The following is a 21,012-nucleotide window of genomic DNA, read 5'->3' on the forward strand; positions in this document are numbered from 1 at the left end:
ATAGAATCATCAATTCGAAGAACAAAATCAGCTGTCATACTGAGCCTGTTGAAGTACGATTGTATTTTGCCACGGAACCGCTGAAACCACAGAAGAATCATGTATTTGAATGCAGTAAATCTGTAAAAAATTATCATCCCCAGCCTGTCGAATCATAGAATCGTCAATTCGAAGAACAGAATCAGTTGTCATACTGAGCCTGTCGAAGTACGATTATATTTCGCCACGGAACCGCTGAAACCACGGAAGAATCATGTATTTGAATGTAGTGAATCTGTAAAAAATTATCATTCCCAGAATGCCAAATTATAGAATCATCAATTCGAAGAACAAAATCAGCTGTCATACTGAGCCTGTCGAAGTACGATTTATATTTGGCCACGGAACCGCTGAAAAGCTGGTTTTGTTACTTTGATCAAGCAAAAAAGCAAAAGCCCGTCGGCGGCCAGCCGAAGAAAGCCAGCGAAATGGCTAAATCATTGTTAAACCACCAACCACAAGATAATTTTAACTAAAAAAACCTATAAGATCTTGAAGACCTTATAGGTTTAAATATAAATTTTACAAGCAGTTACTTAATTCCAGCCACCACCTAAAGAACGATACAAACCAACAACAGCATTCAGCTGTTCGGTTTTAATCGACGTTAACTCCAGCTCACTTTGTAATAAATTACCTTGTGCAGTAATTACCTCTAAATAATTTGCCATACCACTTTTAAACAATAGACTCGCATTTCTTGAAGCCTGTTGTAAAGTCTGTGCACGTTTTTCAGCGATGCTATATTGCGTTTTTAATTTTTCAACTTTCGTTAACTCATCAGAAACTTCACCTACGGCGGTAATTACCGATTGACGGAACTGAATTACACTTTTCTCTCTGTCGATTTTTGCTAATGCTAAATTAGATTTCAGCTGACCTCTTTGAAAGATAGGTTGAGTAATCCCTCCAGAAACCATTCCGAACAAGGATGCAGGCATGCTGAACCAGTTACTGGCTTTAAAAGAATTGATCCCACCGCTTGCTGTAATTACCAAAGAAGGATACAAGCTCGCTTTCGCTACCCCAACTCTTGCATTGGCAACATTTAAAGCCAATTCTGCCGATTTAATATCTGGTCTGCGGCTTAACAATGATGAAGGAAAACCAGCATTCAAATCTTGAGGAATAGTCATTTGATCTAAACGGCTTAAACGGTTAATCGACTTAGGCATAGTACCGATTAAAACACTTAAAGCATTTTCTTGCAAAGCAACGTTCTGCTCTAAACGCGGTATTAAACCCGCTGCATTTAATTGCTGTGCTTCTGCCTGTTGAATGGCTAAAGAAGTAACCTGACCCGCATCGAACTGTAAATTAATAATTCTTAGTGTACTATCATTCAGCTTTAAGTTTTTACGGGCGATTTCCAGCTGCGCATCAAGCATCAATAAATTATAATAACCCTGGGCAACATTTGCTACCAAACGTGTTTGAATCGCTTTTCTGGCTTCGCCGGTTTGCAAAAAACTGGCTAAAGCGCCAGCTTTTTGATTTCGGATTTTACCCCAGATATCTGCCTCCCAAAATACGCCAAGGTTGGCATTGTAATCTTCGATATGGGTAGATCCTGTAAATTGGTTTAAACTTAATCCGTTCAGGCTATTATCAGACGGACGGCTGGAGCTTGCTGTTACCTGTAATTTCAATTCTGGCAAATAACCCAGTTTTGACTGTTTAAACAACACTTCGGCAGCATCGATATTTTTCAATGCAATTTGCATGTCGTAATTACGAACCAGCGCGGTATCAATTAAATTCTGTACAGTGAGGTCGCTGATAAAATTCTTCAGCGGTAAATCGCCGATACTTGAAGAATCTTTTGGCGCAGCATTTCTAAACATTTTAGGCGCCAAACTATCTGGCAAAGCCAGGTTTTGTGAAATAGAACATCCACTCCAGATGATTGCGAAGAGCAGGATGCTTAGGATATTAAACCGTTTCATAAGTTATATTTTTTACAGGTTCTTCTTGGTGAACAACCTCATTTGATTTAGACATTTTTTCTTGTAAAGCCTGGAAAATCACGAATAACACAGGTATGATGAACAAACCTAATATTACACCAGATATCATCCCGCCGGCAGCTCCAATACTAATCGAATGGTTACCTTGCGCCGATGGACCAGTTGCCCCCATCATTGGGATTAAACCAACCACAAAAGCCAGGGAAGTCATAATAATTGGTCGCAGTCTTAATTTAGCGGCTTCTAATGCTGCCGCAACTAAAGGCTGACCAGCTTTTCGCCGCTGAACCGCGAACTCGACAATCAGAATCGCATTTTTCGCCAGTAAACCGATCAACATAATCAGCGCCACCTGCACATAAATATTATTCACAATTCCCGTAAGGCCGATGGCTACGAATACACCAAATATTCCGGCAGGGATAGATAACAGCACAGCAAATGGTAAGATGTAACTTTCATATTGGGCAGAAAGCAGGAAGTAAATAAATACCAGACAGAGCAGGAAAATCACTGTTGACTGACCACCGGAAGAAATCTCTTCACGCGTTTGTCCGGAAAATTCATAACTGTAACCATCTGGCAACTGCTGCTCAGCTACTTCTTCAATCGCTTTAATCGCATCACCAGAACTGAAGCCAGGTTTAGGAATCGCATTGATCGAAATTGAGTTAAACAGGTTATATCTTGATGCCGTTTCAGAACCATAGATACGGGTAAGTTTAACCAGGGTATTAATTGGAACCATTTCACCACGATTGCTTTTTACAAACACCCTGTCTATTGAAGATGGGTCTGCACGGTCCTGAACATCTGCCTGAACCACCACGCGGTAATACTTCCCGAAGCGGTTGAAGTCTGAAGCCTGCACACTACCGAAATAAGTTTGCATACTTTGCAGAATATCTTTCACATTAACGCCCAGCTGATCTGCTTTTTCATCGTTGATATCCAGTTGCAGTTGCGGATAATCAGCTTTAAAACTGGTAAAGGCTACTGCAATTTCAGGACGTTTCATCAACTCACCGATAAAGGCCTGAGAGATGCCACTAAATTTATCAAGTTTGCCACCCGTTTTATCTTGTAGAACCATATCCAAAGCCTCCACATTACTGAATCCCGGAACGGTTGGAAAACTGAATACAAAGAAACTTCCACCAGATATTGCGCCTAATTTGCCACGAACCTGATTCATAATCTCTTCAATATTTTTCACGGCACCACGGTCTTCATTTGGTTTTAACAACACGAATACAACGGCTGATGACGGACTGGTAGAGTTGGTTAATAAGTTGAAACCCGATACTGCGGTCACATCTCTTGATGCATCCAGTTTGCTTAATACAGCTTCAGCTTCCGACATTATTTTTTGTGTTCCATCCAACGACGTTCCAGATGGGGTGTTTACTGCAATGGCGATAAAACCCTGATCTTCGGTCGGGATAAATCCGGCCGGAGTGGTTTTAACCATGAAAACCGTAATTAAAGTAATTAGCGCCAGGCCGCCCATACTTAACCATTTATGGCGAACCAAAAACTTCAGGCCTCCAACATAACGGTTAGTGAGCGAGTTGAAACTGGTGTTAAATCCGTTGAAGAACTTTTCTTTAAATCCTTTTTTTACTTCCGGCTGATCAGCATGTGCAGCATGATTATCTTTCAAAAATAAAGCAGCCAAAGCCGGACTCAATGTTAATGCATTTACGGCTGAGATTACAATTGCAATTGCCATGGTAAAAGCAAATTGACGGTAGAATACCCCCGTAGAGCCTTCCATAAAGCCTACCGGAAGGAATACTGCTGCCATAACCAAAGTAATGGAAATGATTGCACCGGTAATTTCATGCATGGCTTCATGTGTGGCCGCTTTTGGCGACAGATGTTTGTGCTCCATCTTGGCATGCACCGCTTCTACGACGACAATCGCATCATCTACTACAATCCCGATTGCTAAAATTAAAGCGAATAAGGTTAACAGATTGATGGAAAAACCGAACAATTGCATGAAGAAAAATGTACCCAGAATGGCTACCGGAACTGCAATAGCCGGAATCAGCGTTGATCTAAAATCTTGCAGGAAAATAAATACTACGATGAAAACCAATAAGAAGGCTTCTACTAAAGTATGTTCTACCTGCTCAATAGATTGATCTAAAGCAACTTTTGTACTATAAAAAATGTTCTTTTTAATCCCTACCGGAAAACTTTTCTCAGCTTTTGCCATCAGCTTGTTAAGCGATACCTGGATATCATTCGAATTGGATCCAGCCAGCTGGATAATTCCGATTACAATTCCCTTTTTACCGTTTAAACGGGTGATACTATTATAAGAATAAGCCCCAAGTTCTACCCTCGCTACGTCTTTCAGACGCAAAATAGAACCATCGGCATTGGCGCGTATAGCTATATTTTCATACTCTTCTGGTTTGGTTAACTTACCTTTATACTTAATTACATATTCGAAAACCTCTTTACTTTTCTCACCAAATTTACCGGGCGCTGCCTCCAGACTTTTATCCTGAATGGCTTTCATTACCTCGTTAGGCGAAACTTTGTAGGTAGACATCTGCGTAGGATTTAACCATACACGCATAGAATAATCTTTCGAACCACCAAAAATTGCGGCCGAACCTACTCCCGGAATCCTTTTAATTTCTGGAATGATATTGATTTGTGCGTAATTGGCTACAAAAGTCTGATCATATTTAGCTTCGTCTTCCGTGTATAAGCCAATTGCCATGATGAAACTGTTCTGTTGTTTCGCTGTGGTTACTCCTTGTTGTACAACCTCTGACGGCAACTGACTGGTAGCCTGTGCTACCCTGTTTTGAACATTCACCGCTGCCTGATCTGCATTGGTACCGAGTTTAAAAAACACTGTAATGGCCAAAGTTCCGTCGTTACTGGCGGTAGAGCTCATGTAAGTCATGTTTTCTACCCCATTGATCGATTCTTCCAGTGATGGCGCAACCGAACGTAAAACCGTTTCGGCGTTGGCTCCCGGATAAACAGCCGTAACCAAAACCGATGGCGGCGCAATATCAGGAAACTGTTGTAGGGGCAATTTGGTAAGGCCAAGTACCCCAAGTATCACCAACAAAATGGAGATCACGGTAGCCAGTACGGGCCTTTGTATAAATATCTTGAACATTTTTTTATTTTATTATTTTCTTTTCTGTGCTTTAAGTTTTATCCCTTCGGCTTTAAGCTTTTGTCTTTCTGCTTTTAGCTTTAGCCTTTCAGCTTTAACCTTTCGGCTTTTTAGCTTCCTTTCAATTGAGCAGCTTTGTCTGATGCCTTTTCAGGTTGAATTACTTGTCCTTCCTGCAAACGGTCTAAACCACTCATCACAATCTGATCGCCGGATTTTACACCATCTTTAATGAGGTAATTACTACCGCTTTTGCCAATTACCGTGATTGGCATTTTAGTCACTTTATTGCCTTTACCAACTGTAAATACAAACACTTTATCCTGCATTTCTATCGTTGCAACCTGCGGGATCAAGATGGCATCAGGATGCGGTAAGCCCAGGCGAATTTTACCCGTATTCCCGGAGCGTAAAATACTATTGGCATTTTTGAAAGTTGCCCTCAACGTGATTGCGCCGGTGTTTTTATCAAACTGACCATCAATCATATCAATTTTCCCTTTAACCGGATAAGCGCTGTTATCAGATAGAAGCAATTCTACTGCAGGTAAATGACTGATGCGATCTGCAGGGGTTTTACCCGGATAATTTGAATTGAAATTGTTAAAATCATTTTCGGCAAGCGAGAAATAAACATGTACTTCATGAATATCAGAAAGTTGAGTTAAGGCAGCCTGATCCGAAGGTGAAACTAAACTACCTTGCTTTTTTGGAATCCGGCCGATATAACCACTAACGGTTGCTTTAACATTGGTATAACCCATATTGATCTGAGCAGCTGCCACACTTGCCCGTGCCTGTTCAGCATTTGCCTGCGCTATTTTGTAGCCAGTTTTAGCTGTTTTTAGCTGAAAATCAGAAACCACTTTGTTTTGAACCAATGGTGTTAATTTATCAACCTCCAGCTGGGCGTTTAAAATGGCTGCTTCAGCAACATGGAGACTGGCTTTTGCATTGTTCAAGGCTTCGCGATATGGATTGTCATTAATTTTGAAAAGCGTTTGTCCGGCAGTTACATAAGCACCTTCGTTAACTAAAACGCTTTGCAGGTAACCACTTACCTGCGGCCGAACATCAATATCTACAGCGCCCTGAATAGCCGCGGGATAGTCGATGTACGTAGTTTGTGCACTTTCATTTACCAGGCTAACGGGCAGCACTGGTGGTGGCGGTGCAGCGGCAGACTGATCTGGCGCAGATTTACATGCCACCAGTGAAATGGAAAGTAGTGAAATAAAAAACAGAGTTTTAATACTATTAAATGATTTAACAGTGTTAAGTTGAATAAACAACAGGTGGATAGCATTCATATGATTAAAAATTATAATGGATTAAAGCTTATAAACTATTTAACAGTGTTAAGTAGTTGGGTAAAAAAAACTAGCTATTAATGGATAAGGTAATTCCTTTAATGGCGTCTTTTAATATTTGTTGGTTTAGTTCGTCGGTTGTTCTTCCATTCGGGCGTACCAGGTTAATCGAAATTAAGCCGTGTATGATCGACCAATAGGTATAATATTTAGTGCAAATATCATTTTCACTTACTGGTTTCTTTTTGAATAATGCTTCAATAACATCTCCAAGCATCGATCCTACAGTTTCTGCCTCAGCCATTGAATTTTTCATATTGCAGCAAACCATATCTACACCATACATCAGCTGATAAAATTCTTTGTTTGCAAAAGCGAAGTTCCAGTAGGCAACCCACATGGCTTCCATTTTATCTTCCGCTGATTCGTGATGATCTCTGGCTTCGCGAATATCTTTTCCTAAAATCTGATAACCTCTTCTGGTAAGTTCCAGCAGGATGCCTTCTTTATTTGAAAAATATTCGTAAATAATTGGTGCGGTATACTCAATCTGATCGGCAATTTTACGCATACTCAATGCCTGCCAGCCTTCAGTTTGAACTATGTTCAAGGCGGCATCCAGAATTTTCGTTCTGGTTTCATCTTTCAATCGGAGTATTCTTTCTTTGCTTCCCATGATTTGGAATATGAGGTGATAAATAATCTAACACCGTTAAGCAAATGTATAACCAATTTGGAAATTGACAATCATTAAATTGTCAGATAAAATTTAGAAGGCAAAAAAGTGCTTTTAAACGCTCCTGGCAAAATATTTCAGCAATATTATTTTTTAAAAAATTTCGCTTAACAAATTTTTAAACCTGACAAGCAGACATTTTATTTAAACATTATGTAGCCTTGACCTAACTGGCTGTAGCTGCATAAATTATTGGTGCCACTTCTGTAGGTATTAAACCAAATTCCTTCTTAAATGAAAATGAAAAATGTGATTTCGATATAGCAAAACTAAACACAATTTAATGGGGTTGTTTTGTTGTGAAGTTTACTCTTGATTTGTTCAATCAAAGCTATTTTCTGTTAGCCAATGTGTAAACCTCTAACCTGCTATCTCCTGATTTCTTCTTTTCCACTATTTCAATTTTTTAAAAATTTCTGTCATCGATGCTTCATCCAAACTATTCATATCAATTAGTTTTAAATCTTTCACCATTTTTAAAGTAGCCGTTTTATATTGCTTAAAATGTGGGGTTGTTAAATGTGATTGATAAGCCGCTTTGTTTGCATAAATCTCAATGATCCTGATCTGGTTCGGGCTTTCTTTTTGGAACATTGGAAAAATAGCCAGTACACCTGGTTCAATTTTTACCGAAGCACTAGATTCTTCTTTTAAAATAGCATTGTATTCCGCTAAATATTCCGGCAAAATTTCAATTTCAGAAATGCGTACCATCATGTCTTTTTCCATAACCGGAAGTATGGGTTCGCCAATAATCTTTCTTACCGTATTGGCTTGCGTTCTATTGATTTTACTTTCAATAATTGCTGCTAATTGTTTTAGCTGAATAGCAGTAATGCCTGTATTCTTCCCCATCGTAATGTGAGACTGCAACTGTGCTTCGACACCAGCCATTGAAGCCAATGCTGAAATCGTGACCAATTCCCGTTGGCGATAGTTTAATACCTCGTTACTAAATACATCAGCAAATAAATGTTCTTTTAAAAAGGCATCAATGCGTGGCGCAAACTCACCAAAACCAGGTGCGGGTTTTTTCTGAGGTGTTTTTGTTAATTCTTCCAAAACTTTTCTACCCTGTTCATATCTGTTAGTGGTATGGTTTTCAACTGCGACTGATTTTGCCAGCTGATCAGTTATCCCTTTTGCCTTTCTTTCTTCCAAAACTGTCATTAGCGTATTAATGGCACTCAAACTTCTTGGAAAACCACAATAGGCATACAACTGTACCATGGCTTCTTTGATTTCTTCTACTTTCAGCCCGGCGTCCAATCCGGTATTCAGTTCTGTTTTAAGGCTGGGTACATCGCCAACAGAAGTATAAGCCGCAATGCTGATCATACTGGTTTGATGACTGTTTAAACCTTGATTGCTGTTGGTTTGTGCGCTCATTTTTGTTGTGCTTAATGTGATGGACAATAGAAAGACCCATTGCAGAACTTTATATTTTTTATACTTTTTATTATTTATTTGCTTCATGGTATTCTTCATCAGTAACAGGTTTTAGCCAGACAGCATTCGTTTCACCTTCATAATTAGTGATGGCAATATGCACCATTTTGATGTTGGCCGTGGCACCGTGCCAGTGTTCTACATTTTCAGGAATATTGATGACATCGCCTTTTTTAATGGTTTTTGCAGGTTTGCCTTTTTCCTGATACCATCCCTCACCTTCGGTTACGATAAGCACCTGACCTTTAGGATGCGTATGCCAGTTGGTTCTTGCACCTGGTTCAAAAGTTACCGCACCCATTACAAAATTATTGTTCTTATCTTTCTGCAGCAGGGTTTCCAGATAGGCATCACCTGTAAAGTATCCATTGGTCAGTTTTTCACCTTTAGCGAAAAGTGCATTATTGTTTTCTGTTGTCATTTTTTCTTGATTTTTAGGGTTGCAGGCCATCAGCAATATACTTAAGGATAATACCAATGCCGTTGTTGTAAAGTTCTTCATTTCAGGAAGTTTTATTAACTTTTTAATTATAAATATCTTTAATAATTTTTGCCGGAATTCCGCCCACAATCACGTTATCCGGAACGTCTTCTGAAACTACAGCCCCTGCTGCCACGATAGCATTTTCACCAATGGTTACGCCCTGCAAAATGGTGGCACTTGCACCAATCCATGCATTTTTTTTGATATGGATGGGTTTCGGAATTAAAGAATGTCTATATTCCGGAGATATAGGATGACCTTCGGAGAGCAAGCTCACTTTGGGTGCAATCAGCACATGATCATCAATCGTAATTCCTCCCAAATCAAGGAAAACACAATCGAAATTGATAAAAACATTTTTCCCGATTTTGGTATGCTTGCCGTAGTTGATATAAAATGGGGTAAAAACCATAACGCTTTCATCAATTCTACTTCCTGTAATTTGACTCAGCAAATCGGTAACTTCTGCCGGGTTTATCGCATTGTTCAGCTGAACCAACAGTTTTTTTGTAGCAAACGAAGCATCACGCATTTTGTATGCCTCACTGTCGTTTACAGAAATGGTTTCGCCATTTTGAAGTCGCTCAAATAAATCTGTTTTTTTCATTTGTTGTAAATTCTATTGATTGAATGTTGCAAAAATTCATTATACAAATTTGGTTATTAAAGCCTTGGAAAGCTTTATACAGAATACGGTTCTTTTTACCACTTTTACTGATTGTGGTAGGGATGTAGTTATCGCTTAAATAGTTTTAATAAATTTGATTGATGAAACAGGTTGATAGAATTGATACGGTAAAACAATACAATGAGTATGCTGGCGTAGATACATTGCATCCATTGGTGAGCGTTATTAATTTTAATGAAGTAGCTACCATTCAGCATTTCAGGAGATATTTAGGCGTTTATGCCGTTTTCCTGAAAAATATAAAATGTGGCGATATGATGTACGGATGCCAGCCTTACGATTACGATGATGGTACTTTGGTTTTTGTTTCTCCCGGTCAGATTTATGGGATCGATAGCAAAGGTATTGCCACTAAACCATCCGGATATGCTTTGGTTTTTCATCCCGATTTACTGAAAGGCACTTCGCTGGATAGAAACATTAAGGACTATTCTTTCTTTTCTTACGAAGTGAACGAAGCTTTGCATTTATCGAAAAAGGAACGCCAAACAATTATAGACTGTCTGAAAAAAATTGAAGAGGAAATTCAGCAAAATATAGATAAACACAGCAAAACATTGATTGTTTCTAATATTGAGCTTTTCCTTAATTATTGCCAACGTTATTACGACCGCCAGTTTATCACCAGAAGTAATATAAACAAAGATATATTAGTACGTTTTGAGAATCTACTGAATGATTATTTTAAATCAGATAAAGGCATTACTTTAGGTTTACCTTCCGTTGCATATTGTGCTGAAGAATTGCATTTATCATCTATTATTTTGGCGACCTTATTAAAAAAGAAACTGGAAGTACGGCATTAGACTACATTCAAACCAAATTAATTGATGAGGCAAAGACTAAAATTTTCGATCATTCAAAATCAATAAATGATGTGGCCACTTCATTAGGCTTTAAATATCAGCAACATTTAACCCGGTTGTTTAAACAAAAAACCGGTGTCACACCAAATGAGTATAGGAGTTTGAATTAATTGGTTATTATAAATTCTTCTACGTTCAGGCTTCTCCTTCATTTACGTATCAAGATGTGCTTTCCGTTCTATAATATTGGCAACTTGTTTTTGATGCCATTCAGGTTGAACTTATTCAGTTGTGAATTAAAATTTTTGAAAGCGTTTCAAAACTATCCGTTTTAAAATTCATTGCCAGCATCTATGAATTTAATGCTTCTGCTTTCCAATTTATTGATCGAAATCTGCTACTTAAAATCAAAAAGTATTATCCTTCCAGGCGTTTTTGATTTCATTACCGGTAAGCGATAAATAAGTTTTATGAGGATAATTTCGAAAACGTTTCGCCATTCACTTTGTGTTCACGATAGTGATACAGGTCTTACTTTATTTAATTAACAGTAGATCAACTACTTAAACTTCTTCATAAAACTACTTACATTCTCTTCAATATTCCCGTTCTCAATTGCTTTTACGAAAGCAGTACCAATGATTGCGCCATTGGCATAAGCACAAGCCTTATCGAAAGTCTGTTTATCACTAATTCCGAAACCGATCATTGTTGGATTTTTCAAATTCATATCTTTAATTCTGCCAAAGTAAGTTTCTGTAGTGTTACCGACCTCTAGATTTTTACCGGTTGTTGCAGACGATGAGAGCAAATAAATGAACCCATTGGTTAAGCCATCAATCTTATGGATCCGTTCATCAGCCGTTTGCGGTGTAATTAAAAACACATTGCTTAACTGGTGTTCTTCAAAGCAACCCTGATAGAATTCTTCATACTCTACCATTGGCAAATCAGGCACGATACAGCCATCTACGCCAACTTCGGCGCAGGCTTTACAAAAATTTTCTACGCCAAACTGCAAAACCGGATTTACATAGCCCATTAATAAAACGGGGATAGTTACATTCTTACGTAAATCTTTTAATTGTTCGAAAAGCAGTTTCAAAGTCATTCCCTGATCCAGGGATTGTTTGCTGCTGGCCTGGATTACCGGACCATCCGCAACAGGATCTGAATAAGGAAACCCAATTTCCAGCATATCTGCACCAGATTTTTCTAAGGCCTCTGCAATTTGAATCGTGTCGCCGATGTTAGGATAACCAGCCGTATAGTAAATTGATAATATATTTTTCTTCGTTTCGAAGAGTTGTTTAATTCTATTCATAATTTCAACTTTTCATCATTGCGAGGGAATAAGTAATCTCACAGATAATTCTAACGAGTTTGCGAAACAGATTGCTTCGTTCCTCGCAATGACGACTTTTCTTATAAATTAAAATATTTAATGTAAGTATCTAAATCCTTGTCTCCTCTTCCTGATAAGCAAATTACCACATTCTCTCCACCTTTAAATTCCATTTTTTCCAGATAAGCCAAAGCATGAGCACTTTCGATTGCAGGAATAATTCCTTCCAGTTGTGTGAGTAACAATCCGGCATCCAGACTCTCTTCATCGGTAATGGAAACATATTGACCGCGGCCGGTTTTAAATAAATGAGCATGTTGAGGACCTATGCCCGGATAATCCAACCCTGCCGAAACCGAGTGCGGTTCTACCACTTGCCCATCTTCCGTTTGCATTAAGATACTCCTGCTTCCGTGCAACACACCTTCTTTTCCCAAATAGGTGGTCGCAGCAGAAAATCCGCTTGAAACGCCTTTTCCGGCAGCTTCAACAGCAATGAGCTTCACATTTTCATCATCCATAAAATGATAGAACATGCCCATAGCGTTACTTCCGCCACCTACGCAGGCCAAAACATAATCTGGTTGATTATTTCCGGTTTGTTCTAATAATTGCCTTTTCGTTTCTTCTGAAATAACGGATTGAAATAACGCCACCATATCAGGGTAAGGATGCGGACCAACAACCGAACCAATAATATAATGTGTGTCAACCGGGTTATTAATCCAGTCGCGCATGGCTTCGTTGGTTGCATCTTTCAGGGTTTTACTCCCGGAACTTGCCGGAACCACCTTTGCACCGAGCATTTTCATCCGCGCAACATTTGGCGCCTGACGCTCAATATCTACCTCACCCATGTAAATTACACATTCCAGGTTACGCAAAGCACAAACCGTAGCCGTAGCCACACCATGCTGACCAGCACCTGTTTCTGCAATGATCCTCTTTTTACCTAGTTTCTCAGCAAGGAGAATTTGCCCGATGGTGTTGTTAATTTTATGGGCACCGGTATGGTTTAGATCTTCTCTTTTTAAGAAGATGTTTGCACCATATTTTTCAGAATACCTTTTAGCCAGATATAATGGCGAAGGGCGACCTACATAATCTTTTAATAACTGATGAAATTCTTTTTGGAAACCGGCATCATCAATAATTTTTAAATAGTTTTGACGCAATTCCTCTACGTTCGGATAAAGCATCTCCGGGATGTATGCTCCACCAAAATCTCCGTAATATCCTTTTTCGTTTACTTTGTATTTCATAATATTTTTATCAAAATCTCCCGATATACCGGGAGCACTGAACAATTTCTAATTTCCCTGTGATTGAATTTCCCCATGATTAAATCATGGACTATGTTTGATAAGCAAAAAACAATCGTCTATTTTAACGCCTTAATAAATGCAGCAACTTTGCCTACATCTTTAACACCCGGCTCTACTTCAAACCGGCTATTGATATCTACTGCATACAATCGCTCATCATTAATCTTCGAAATTCCGGCTGCATGTTCCAAATCAATCCCACCACTTAAAAAGTAAGGTTGATCCAGGGTATAATTATCGAGGATTTTCCAATCAAACGTTTTGCCAGATCCACCGTGTGCTGTTGTTTTAGTATCGAACAAAAAGTAATCAACTACATCTTTATAAGTATTCAAAATACTAAAGTCAAAATTCTCATCCACACCAAAAGCCTTGATAATTTCTACGCTTCCGGATGCTGATTTTAAATCAGCACAGCACTTCGGCGACTCCTTTCCATGTAACTGAACACCCTTAAGTTGATATAGATTTACTTTTTTCTTCACAACTTCTATATCCTCATCAACAAAAACACCAACCGTTTTAATTTCCGATGGGATATATTTAATTAATTCGGCAGAAACATCACTAATAAACCGTGGCGATTTTTCATAGAAAATGAAACCCAAATAATCTGGTCTTAGTGCCGCAATGGCAGCGATATTGGCTGCCAGCTTCATTCCACAAACTTTTATTTTCAATTTGTTCATCAGGCCACTAACTTTTTAAAACTTTCCAATGCTTTTTTGCTTGTCAAAGATTCTTCAGCTTCGTAAAAACAATCGGCAAAACTGGCCGTCGGTTTTATTGTTCTAATCGCCAGGGCAGAATTACAAAGCACCACGTTATTTTGCACGTCTGTTGCTTCTCCATTTAAAACGTCCATAAAAATCCTTGCTGAAGATTCTACCGTATCCCCTCCTTTAATGTCATTTACCGAAACTTTTTCGAAGCCCATATCAGTTAAAGTTAAAATACTCTCTCCCTTATTGTTAAATGTTTTCACATCGCAGGTTAAAGAAATTTCATCATACCCTTCAAGCGCATGTACAATAGTATAGTTTTTAGTCGTGTCCTGATAAAGGTAATTGTATAATCGAGCCAGTTCCAGACTGAAAACGCCTACCATTTGATATTTAGGTTGTGACGGATTTACCATCGGCCCCAACATATTGAAGAACGTTTTAATACCTAAATCTTTACGAATTGGTGCAACAATTTTCATTGCCGGATTAAACAATGGCGCATGGAGAAAACAAATTCCAGCCTGATCCAGGTTTCGCTTTAACGTATCCTGATCGTTGGTAAAAGAATAGCCCAGGTGTTCCATTACATTAGATGATCCACAACCGGAAGAAACGCCGTAATTACCATGCTTTGCCACATGATATCCTGCCCCTGCCACCACAAATGAGGAAAGCGTAGAAATGTTGAAGGTATCCTTCCCATCGCCCCCAGTTCCACAAAGATCGATAAGCTCATAACCAGAGAAATCTACTTTAATGCCTAAATCCAGCATGGCATCGCGAAAGCCCTGCAATTCATCAACGGTGATATTCCTCATGGCATAAGCCGTAATAAAAGCGGCAATCTGAGCGGAGTTAAATTCACCCTGGGTGATAGAAATGAGAATATTCTTTGCCTCTTCCCTACTGAAACTCTTATTTTCGAATAAATGGTTTAATATCCTTTTCATGTCAATGTCTTTGTAATCACAATTACCTACAGATTTAATTTTTCCTTTTGCGTAATTTGTGTTCAATTATATTTACCGTCTTTCCTATTGTTAATCCGGAGTTGCTGTTAAAAAAAATGCATAAAAAAAGGATTGCTTTTTGGGCAATCCTCTTCGTTTTGTATAAAATATTTTAAAATATATAACAATAGAATTTGCCTAACGAATTTCGTTATGCCACCACCAATTGTTATTTAAGTTTTTAATTATCATGTTTGTATAGAACAAATATTGATATACTTTTTTATAATTCCAAAATCTTTCTAAAAATATATGGCTTTCTTTCGCAGAAAAGTACAGTTTAATGATGATTTAGGTTTCGGCTCCACTCCCGTGATCAAAAATCAGCGCGTTTTAAGCACAGACGGGACACCGAATATTGAGCGAACAGGCTTGCCCTGGTTTAAATTTGATGATACCTATACGCGATTAGTTACCATGGGCTGGCCACGTTTCTTCCTGGTGATTTTGATTACCTACCTCATTGTGAACACACTTTTTGCTGTTGCATATAACCTCGTTGGAATAGAAAATTTAAACGGTGCAAAAGGCATTACCCTTCGGGATCAGTTTTTTGATGCTTTTTTCTTTTCTGCACAAACCATTTCTACAGTAGGTTACGGACATATTTCTCCGCAGGGCTTTATTACCAGTGTGCTGGCGGCTTTCGAAAGTATGTTGGGTTTGCTGGCCTTTGCACTGGCAACAGGTTTACTTTACGGCCGCTTCAGCAGGCCTACTTCTAAAATATCTTTTAGTAAAAAGATGGTAATTGCACCTTATCAGAATCATACAGGCTTGATGTGCAGATTGGTTAATCTTCGCAAAAATGCACTAATAGATATTGAAGCACAGATGTTTATGACTTACAATGAAACTGTTGACGGGAAACTTAAGCGTAGTTTTTATCCAATGGAACTGGAAAGAGATAAAATCAGCGTACTTACACTCAACTGGACAATTGTTCATCCCATTACGGAAGACAGCTTATTATTTGAAAAAACGCTGGAAGAATTAAGGATAGCCGAAGTAGAGATTGTACTCATCCTAAAAGCTTTTGATGATACTTTTGCACAAACCATTCACACCAGAACCAGCTATCAGGATGAAGACATTGAATGGGATTCGAAATTTGAACTCATGCACTACCACAATAAGGAAGGGAAAATGGTTCTGGATTTCAGCAGGTTTGATAACATTGAAAAATTGGTTGAATCTTCACAGGACTATTAAATTAATAGCGAGATTTTAAAACCTGATATATTTAATAACTCTGGTCAGAATTTTTTTCCTAATCCGGTAAACTGAGGACTTCTAATTATTAGTTTACAAAAACCATAAATCGTAGTAATGCTTCAACCAGTTATAGTTACTCTCGTTGGTCAGGAAATTCTTTCCTGACCGATCAAACTGAGGATTTCTAATCCTCAGTAAAAACTATTGCTTTAAGATTGCTTCCTGCCTCGCAAGGACGAAGCATTGAATATAAACGCCACAATCTCTTTATACAAATCATTTCCACCAAAGATCATCTGACTAATCATGGGCACATGGCTCTTCCCGCTCACTTCTCTGATATCAGCAGGCACACTATTCGCTTTTAATTTTTCGTAGAGCCCTGGCGTTTGAAGTTTAATGGAACCATAAGTTTTGCCTCCGTAAAAGAGTAGATGCGGATTTTTAATATTGTCTGCATAGTTCATCGGTGAAGCAAGTTTCCATACCGCTGGTTTTGTGGTAAACGTCCTGATGAAATCGTAATAAAAATTATCTTTTTCAGCAGTAGTCAGGTATTCAAAAAGATCAAGACCAAACGGATCATTCAGAATTACACCTTTAATCGGATTTTTTATGCCAACTTTCTTAAAATACTGCGGATCGGCGTTAATCAGTTCGCTTAAATGCGCACCCGCCGAATGCCCCATCACAAAAATTTTCTCAGCACTTGCCTGGTAATTGTTGATATTATTTTGCACCCACTTGACTGCTAAAGCACAATCTTCGGCCATTTTGCCATACTGAGCATCCGGAGCCAGTGGATAATTGATAATTACGGTAACGATTCCTTTTCTGGCAAAATTTCTTCCCAGCCACCAATACGTTTCCTTTTTTCCACTACTCCATGATCCACCATGAATAAAAATTAATACGGGTTTATCATTTACGCCATCATTTTTATAAAAGATATTCAGTGTATTTTTAACCTCGGTATTGCCAGCGTAGTTAATATTTTTAACCGCTTTAACCTGAGCAGAGGTTATTATCGTTTGCAATAGGAGCATTACCAGAACCAGGTTTTTAAGCATACAGAGAAGTTTCGATCAAAAGTAAATAAACGGAATTTTGAGGATTGTGGTTTTTAGGTGGCGAAGGTAGTAGCTGGTATTGAGTATCAAGTATTGAGTATTAAGTATCAAGTATTGAGTATCAGGTATCAAGACAGGGTGCATAAAACCATGGACCATTCCATTGCGCATTTATTTTTGCAAGTGCTCAAATAAACGAAGATATTATAATCTTCAGTTTAGGCTTTCCGCTTTAGTCTTTCAGCTTTAACCTTTCTGCTCTTTAACCTTTCTGCTCTTTAACCTTTCCGCTTTAACCTTTCAGCTTTAACCTTTCTGCTCTTTAACCTTTCTGCTCCCCTACCGGCTTTTAATCAACGGATTCTTCTCTTTTGCAAACAAATCAAAAACTTTCTTGTCTACAAACGCTGGAAATAATTTATTCATCCACACGGCCAATTTACCTTGACCAGTCATGATTAGGGTGCGCTTACGCTGTTCAATTCCGTTCGCGATATGGCTTGCTACTTCTTCTGACGACATCATTTTACCTTCATCCATACTCGTTTCGCCATGTGCGACACCATTTTTTGATAATGCAGTGACCCGAATATTCGATGCGGTGAATCCAGGACAAGCGAGCAACACGTTCACACCGGTATTTAATAATTCGGTACGTAATGATTCTATAAAACCATTCATGGCAAATTTCGAAGCTGAATAGCCTGTTCTGCCAGGCAAGCCCCTGTAACCGGCAATGGATGAAACGCCGACAACGGTTCCTTTAGTTTTTAAAATTTCCGGCAGCGCGTATTTTGTACAATAAACCGTACCCCAGAAATTGACATCCATCAGGTTTTTAAGCACCGATAAGTCGACATCATTAAAAAGCGCACGCATGGATAAACCAGCGTTGTTCACTAAAATATCGATTTTCTGGAATGAGACTAAAGTCTGTTTGATAATCAATTCACAATCCGCCTCGTTACTTACATCGGCCTGAACGGCAACTGCTCTGATGTTATATTTTTTCTCTAAACCGGCAGTAATTTCGCAAAGCGTTACATATTGACGGGCAGCTAATACCAGATTCGCTCCACGTTTTGCAAACTCTTCCGCACATGCTTTGCCAATTCCGCTGGATGCGCCAGTGATGATGATTACTTTATCTTTTAAATTCATTTTTTAGTATGGGGTATTTAGTAGCAAGTAGTTAATAGCAAGTAGCAAGTACCAAGTATCAAGTATCAAGATTGGGTATATATGCAATTATTAGTATCAAGACTGGCGCATATTTTTATGTTGTTTTCTTCTTTATCCGGACTTCCGACCTTAGACTTCCGACTACAGACTATTTACTTCATCATTGCGGTTTCGTAAGGCACACGCGTGATGATCGAACGGCCAAGCGTAATTTCATCGGTATATTCCAACTCTCCTCCAAAGGCAATACCGCGTGCAATTGTGGTTACCGGAATATGAAATTCTTTTAATCTTTTATACAGATAGAAAAGTGTTGTATCCCCTTCCATGTTGGGGCTTAGTGCTAAAATAATTTCTTTAATTCCGCCGGCTGCTACTCTCGAAACCAACCCATCAATAAACAGATCAGTCGGACCAACGCCATCCATTGGCGAAATTAATCCACCTAAAACATGGTAAACGCCGAAATACTGGCCGGTATTTTCGATCGCCATCACATCCCGCGTATCTTCCACCACACAAATGGTTTCTTTGTCTCGCTTTAAGGATGTGCAAATTTCGCATACGGTAAAATCTGAAATATTACGACAAATGCTGCAATGTTTAATTTGTTGTTTAAGCTTTATAAAAGTATTGCCAAACTGGTTCACTTCCTCCTGTTCTTTATTTAAAAGATGTAATACCAAACGCAAAGCCGTTTTTTGTCCTACACCAGGTAATTTAGAGAATTCGTTTACCGCATCTTCAAGCAGTTTGGATGAAAAATTCATAGCGCAAAAATATGGAAAATGTTTATTAGTTCATCTGTCATTTATCATTGGTTCATTTATAGCGGGCGCCCGGGTTAATCAAGGGTATTAATTTCATAAAAGAAGCTAAGAAACCATTTTAAACTAAAACTATATCCCGTTGAGCAAATGAACTATTGAACCCAACAACTACCAAATTAATTTGTAATTTCATACATTTAGCAGCTTAAAACAAAACCATGTCGCCAACTATACTCTTATGTTTCCTGATTGGATATTTTCTCGTTCTGATCATCATTTCATTTGTTACCTCTAAGGATGCTTCTGATAATTCTTCGTTTTTTATAGCGAACAGAAACTCTAAATGGTATTTGGTGGCATTCGGAATGATTGGAACGGCACTCTCAGGCGTAACATTTATTTCCGTTCCGGGAGAAGTTGGTGCCCCTGCCGGAAACCAGTTCCAGTATTTTCAATTCGTTTTAGGCAATGCGGTTGGCTTTATTGTCATCGCTACGGTTTTGCTTCCCCTCTATTACAGAATGAAGCTGACATCGATTTATAGCTATATCGAGCAGCGTTTGGGGCACTATAGCTATAAAACTGCCGCATCTATTTTCTTGCTGAGCAGAACCCTGGGCTCGGCAACGAGGTTGTACCTGGTAGTGATCGTTTTACAACGCTTTATCTTTGATAATTATGGCATACCGTTTTGGCTCACGGTACTCATTTCGCTGGCATTAATCTGGTCTTATACGTTTAAAGGCGGTTTAAAAACCATCATCATTACCGATACCCTCCAAACGTTTTTCCTGGTATTGTCAGTTTTTTTAACCATCTATTTTATATGCAGCAGTCTGAATTTTGATATTCCACAAGCTTTCGAAACGATCAAAAGCAGCAGTTATTCAAAAATCTTCTTTTTAGATGATTTCTTAACAAACAAATTTTACTTCAGCAAACAGTTTATAGGCGGTATTTTCGTAACAATCGCCATGACGGGTTTAGATCAGGATCTGATGCAAAAAAACCTGAGTATGGGTACCATTAAGGAGGCGCAAAAAAACATGTTTACCTTTACTGGTGTATTCGTAATTCTGAATGTATTTTTCTTAAGCGTTGGTGCCCTACTCTATATCTTCGCTGCTAAAAATGGCATCGATATTCCTTTGGATCACTTTAGCGGAAAGCCGAGAACAGACTTATTATTCCCCGAAATTGCCTTAAATAATCTTGGAGCAATACCCGCTATTATCTTTATGCTGGGCTTAACGGCCGCAACCTTTGCCACAACAGATTCGGCTTTAACAGCGCTGACCACCTCTTTTTGTGTAGATTTTTTGGGCATGGCAAAAGCAGAAAACGCCAATGCGAAAGATGCAGTTAAAAAGCGCCACACCGTTCACGTGGCTTTTTCGATCTTAATGTTTCTGGTGATTATTGTAATTAATGCCTTAAACAGTTCATCGGTAGTAAGCTTAATTTTCACTATTGCGTCCTACACTTACGGCCCGCTTTTGGGTTTATATAGTTTTGGATTATTTGTAAAAAAACGTGGTTTGCACGATAAATTAGTCCCGATAGTTTGCATATTATCGCCTTTTTTATGTTACTTGCTTTCCACGTATTCAACTACCCTGCTGGGCGGTTACGTTTTTAGTGTTGAACTGATTTTAATTAACGGTTTAATCACATTTATTGGTTTGCTTTTCATCAGCAAAAAGACTGACGCGCAAACCAGATTTTAATATTTAGCATACA

At 38.7% G+C, this 21,012-nt stretch carries 18 protein-coding genes; 4 read left to right on the plus strand and 14 right to left on the minus strand.

Annotation, left to right across the window (positions count from 1 at the left end):
- Positions 1-575: 575 nt before the first annotated feature.
- The 7 genes from GJU39_RS20345 to GJU39_RS20375 form a co-directional block, all read right to left on the minus strand.
- Complete coding sequence (locus GJU39_RS20345) at positions 576-1,985, minus strand: TolC family protein (RefSeq protein WP_154282842.1); 1,410 nt, start codon at positions 1,983-1,985, stop codon at positions 576-578.
- Positions 1,972-5,157 (minus strand): efflux RND transporter permease subunit, encoded by a 3,186-nt coding sequence (locus GJU39_RS20350; protein ID WP_154282843.1) that lies wholly within the window; start codon positions 5,155-5,157, stop codon positions 1,972-1,974. Before GJU39_RS20350 ends, GJU39_RS20345 begins: the two co-directional genes overlap by 14 nt.
- Positions 5,158-5,267: 110 nt before the next feature.
- The gene (locus GJU39_RS20355) at positions 5,268-6,467 is read right to left on the minus strand and encodes an efflux RND transporter periplasmic adaptor subunit (RefSeq protein ID WP_154282844.1); all 1,200 of its coding nucleotides are present in this window, start codon (positions 6,465-6,467) and stop codon (positions 5,268-5,270) included.
- 70 nt (positions 6,468-6,537) lie between these two features.
- Positions 6,538-7,143 (minus strand): TetR/AcrR family transcriptional regulator, encoded by a 606-nt coding sequence (locus GJU39_RS20360; protein WP_154282845.1) that lies wholly within the window; start codon positions 7,141-7,143, stop codon positions 6,538-6,540.
- 453 nt (positions 7,144-7,596) lie between these two features.
- Complete coding sequence (locus GJU39_RS23650) at positions 7,597-8,691, minus strand: carboxymuconolactone decarboxylase family protein (RefSeq protein ID WP_154282846.1); 1,095 nt, start codon at positions 8,689-8,691, stop codon at positions 7,597-7,599.
- Positions 8,663-9,154: a (R)-mandelonitrile lyase gene (locus tag GJU39_RS20370; protein WP_209437694.1), complete on the minus strand. Its 492-nt coding sequence runs from the start codon at positions 9,152-9,154 to the stop codon at positions 8,663-8,665. Before GJU39_RS20370 ends, GJU39_RS23650 begins: the two co-directional genes overlap by 29 nt.
- 22 nt (positions 9,155-9,176) lie before the next feature.
- Complete coding sequence (locus GJU39_RS20375) at positions 9,177-9,743, minus strand: sugar O-acetyltransferase (RefSeq protein ID WP_154282847.1); 567 nt, start codon at positions 9,741-9,743, stop codon at positions 9,177-9,179.
- A 161-nt stretch (positions 9,744-9,904) separates the two neighbouring features.
- On the opposite strand from GJU39_RS20375, the gene GJU39_RS20380 reads away from it, so the two are divergent.
- Entirely contained in the window at positions 9,905-10,630 is a 726-nt protein-coding gene (locus GJU39_RS20380) for an AraC family transcriptional regulator (RefSeq protein WP_342448231.1), read from the plus strand.
- Positions 10,631-10,635: 5 nt separating this feature from the next.
- The gene (locus GJU39_RS24220) at positions 10,636-10,800 is read left to right on the plus strand and encodes a helix-turn-helix domain-containing protein (protein WP_342448232.1); all 165 of its coding nucleotides are present in this window, start codon (positions 10,636-10,638) and stop codon (positions 10,798-10,800) included.
- 389 nt (positions 10,801-11,189) lie between these two features.
- Here the strand turns inward: GJU39_RS24220 and trpA are convergent, their stop codons facing one another.
- From trpA to trpD, 4 genes are all read right to left on the minus strand, one after another.
- Positions 11,190-11,954, minus strand: coding sequence for a tryptophan synthase subunit alpha (trpA, locus tag GJU39_RS20385; RefSeq protein WP_154282848.1), 765 nt, complete (start codon positions 11,952-11,954; stop codon positions 11,190-11,192).
- 101 nt (positions 11,955-12,055) lie between these two features.
- Positions 12,056-13,237, minus strand: coding sequence for a tryptophan synthase subunit beta (gene trpB, locus GJU39_RS20390; protein WP_154282849.1), 1,182 nt, complete (start codon positions 13,235-13,237; stop codon positions 12,056-12,058).
- Between the two features lie 119 nt (positions 13,238-13,356).
- Positions 13,357-13,989, minus strand: a complete 633-nt coding sequence (locus tag GJU39_RS20395) for a phosphoribosylanthranilate isomerase (RefSeq protein ID WP_154282850.1) — start codon at positions 13,987-13,989, stop codon at positions 13,357-13,359.
- Positions 13,989-14,975, minus strand: a complete 987-nt coding sequence (gene trpD, locus GJU39_RS20400; RefSeq protein WP_154282851.1) for an anthranilate phosphoribosyltransferase — start codon at positions 14,973-14,975, stop codon at positions 13,989-13,991. The genes GJU39_RS20395 and trpD overlap by 1 nt, the downstream gene beginning before the upstream one ends.
- Positions 14,976-15,287: 312 nt before the next feature.
- Between trpD and GJU39_RS20405 the strand changes: the two genes are divergently transcribed.
- Positions 15,288-16,247, plus strand: a complete 960-nt coding sequence (locus GJU39_RS20405; protein WP_154282852.1) for an ion channel — start codon at positions 15,288-15,290, stop codon at positions 16,245-16,247.
- Positions 16,248-16,459: 212 nt separating this feature from the next.
- Here the strand turns inward: GJU39_RS20405 and GJU39_RS20410 are convergent, their stop codons facing one another.
- The 3 genes from GJU39_RS20410 to recR all read right to left on the minus strand — a co-directional run bounded on the left by GJU39_RS20410 (position 16,460) and on the right by recR (position 19,272).
- The gene (locus tag GJU39_RS20410) at positions 16,460-17,320 is read right to left on the minus strand and encodes an alpha/beta hydrolase (RefSeq protein ID WP_154282853.1); all 861 of its coding nucleotides are present in this window, start codon (positions 17,318-17,320) and stop codon (positions 16,460-16,462) included.
- A 339-nt stretch (positions 17,321-17,659) separates the two neighbouring features.
- Positions 17,660-18,481 (minus strand): SDR family oxidoreductase, encoded by an 822-nt coding sequence (locus GJU39_RS20415; RefSeq protein WP_154282854.1) that lies wholly within the window; start codon positions 18,479-18,481, stop codon positions 17,660-17,662.
- Between the two features lie 173 nt (positions 18,482-18,654).
- On the minus strand, positions 18,655-19,272 hold the full coding sequence (gene recR / locus GJU39_RS20420) for a recombination mediator RecR (protein ID WP_154282855.1): 618 nt from the start codon (positions 19,270-19,272) through the stop codon (positions 18,655-18,657).
- A gap of 218 nt (positions 19,273-19,490) precedes the next feature.
- Between recR and GJU39_RS20425 the strand changes: the two genes are divergently transcribed.
- Positions 19,491-20,999, plus strand: a complete 1,509-nt coding sequence (locus tag GJU39_RS20425) for a sodium:solute symporter (protein ID WP_154282856.1) — start codon at positions 19,491-19,493, stop codon at positions 20,997-20,999.
- Positions 21,000-21,012 lie beyond the last annotated feature (13 nt).

Origin of the sequence: Pedobacter petrophilus (assembly GCF_009674725.1) — a bacterium.
Classification (GTDB): domain Bacteria; phylum Bacteroidota; class Bacteroidia; order Sphingobacteriales; family Sphingobacteriaceae; genus Pedobacter; species Pedobacter petrophilus.

What these genes read in the sequence shown, in the direction of transcription:
- GJU39_RS20345 (WP_154282842.1), bottom strand. Translation starts at nt 1,985, where the DNA reads ATGAAACGGTTTAATATCCTAAGCATCCTGCTCTTCGCAATCATCTGG.
- GJU39_RS20350 (WP_154282843.1), bottom strand. Translation starts at nt 5,157, where the DNA reads ATGTTCAAGATATTTATACAAAGGCCCGTACTGGCTACCGTGATCTCC.
- GJU39_RS20355 (WP_154282844.1), bottom strand. Translation starts at nt 6,467, where the DNA reads ATGAATGCTATCCACCTGTTGTTTATTCAACTTAACACTGTTAAATCA.
- GJU39_RS20360 (WP_154282845.1), bottom strand. Translation starts at nt 7,143, where the DNA reads ATGGGAAGCAAAGAAAGAATACTCCGATTGAAAGATGAAACCAGAACG.
- GJU39_RS23650 (WP_154282846.1), bottom strand. Translation starts at nt 8,691, where the DNA reads ATGAAGAATACCATGAAGCAAATAAATAATAAAAAGTATAAAAAATAT.
- GJU39_RS20370 (WP_209437694.1), bottom strand. Translation starts at nt 9,154, where the DNA reads ATGAAGAACTTTACAACAACGGCATTGGTATTATCCTTAAGTATATTG.
- GJU39_RS20375 (WP_154282847.1), bottom strand. Translation starts at nt 9,743, where the DNA reads ATGAAAAAAACAGATTTATTTGAGCGACTTCAAAATGGCGAAACCATT.
- GJU39_RS20380 (WP_342448231.1), top strand. Translation starts at nt 9,905, where the DNA reads ATGAAACAGGTTGATAGAATTGATACGGTAAAACAATACAATGAGTAT.
- trpA (WP_154282848.1), bottom strand. Translation starts at nt 11,954, where the DNA reads ATGAATAGAATTAAACAACTCTTCGAAACGAAGAAAAATATATTATCA.
- trpB (WP_154282849.1), bottom strand. Translation starts at nt 13,237, where the DNA reads ATGAAATACAAAGTAAACGAAAAAGGATATTACGGAGATTTTGGTGGA.
- GJU39_RS20395 (WP_154282850.1), bottom strand. Translation starts at nt 13,989, where the DNA reads ATGAACAAATTGAAAATAAAAGTTTGTGGAATGAAGCTGGCAGCCAAT.
- trpD (WP_154282851.1), bottom strand. Translation starts at nt 14,975, where the DNA reads ATGAAAAGGATATTAAACCATTTATTCGAAAATAAGAGTTTCAGTAGG.
- GJU39_RS20405 (WP_154282852.1), top strand. Translation starts at nt 15,288, where the DNA reads ATGGCTTTCTTTCGCAGAAAAGTACAGTTTAATGATGATTTAGGTTTC.
- GJU39_RS20410 (WP_154282853.1), bottom strand. Translation starts at nt 17,320, where the DNA reads ATGCTTAAAAACCTGGTTCTGGTAATGCTCCTATTGCAAACGATAATA.
- GJU39_RS20415 (WP_154282854.1), bottom strand. Translation starts at nt 18,481, where the DNA reads ATGAATTTAAAAGATAAAGTAATCATCATCACTGGCGCATCCAGCGGA.
- recR (WP_154282855.1), bottom strand. Translation starts at nt 19,272, where the DNA reads ATGAATTTTTCATCCAAACTGCTTGAAGATGCGGTAAACGAATTCTCT.
- GJU39_RS20425 (WP_154282856.1), top strand. Translation starts at nt 19,491, where the DNA reads ATGTCGCCAACTATACTCTTATGTTTCCTGATTGGATATTTTCTCGTT.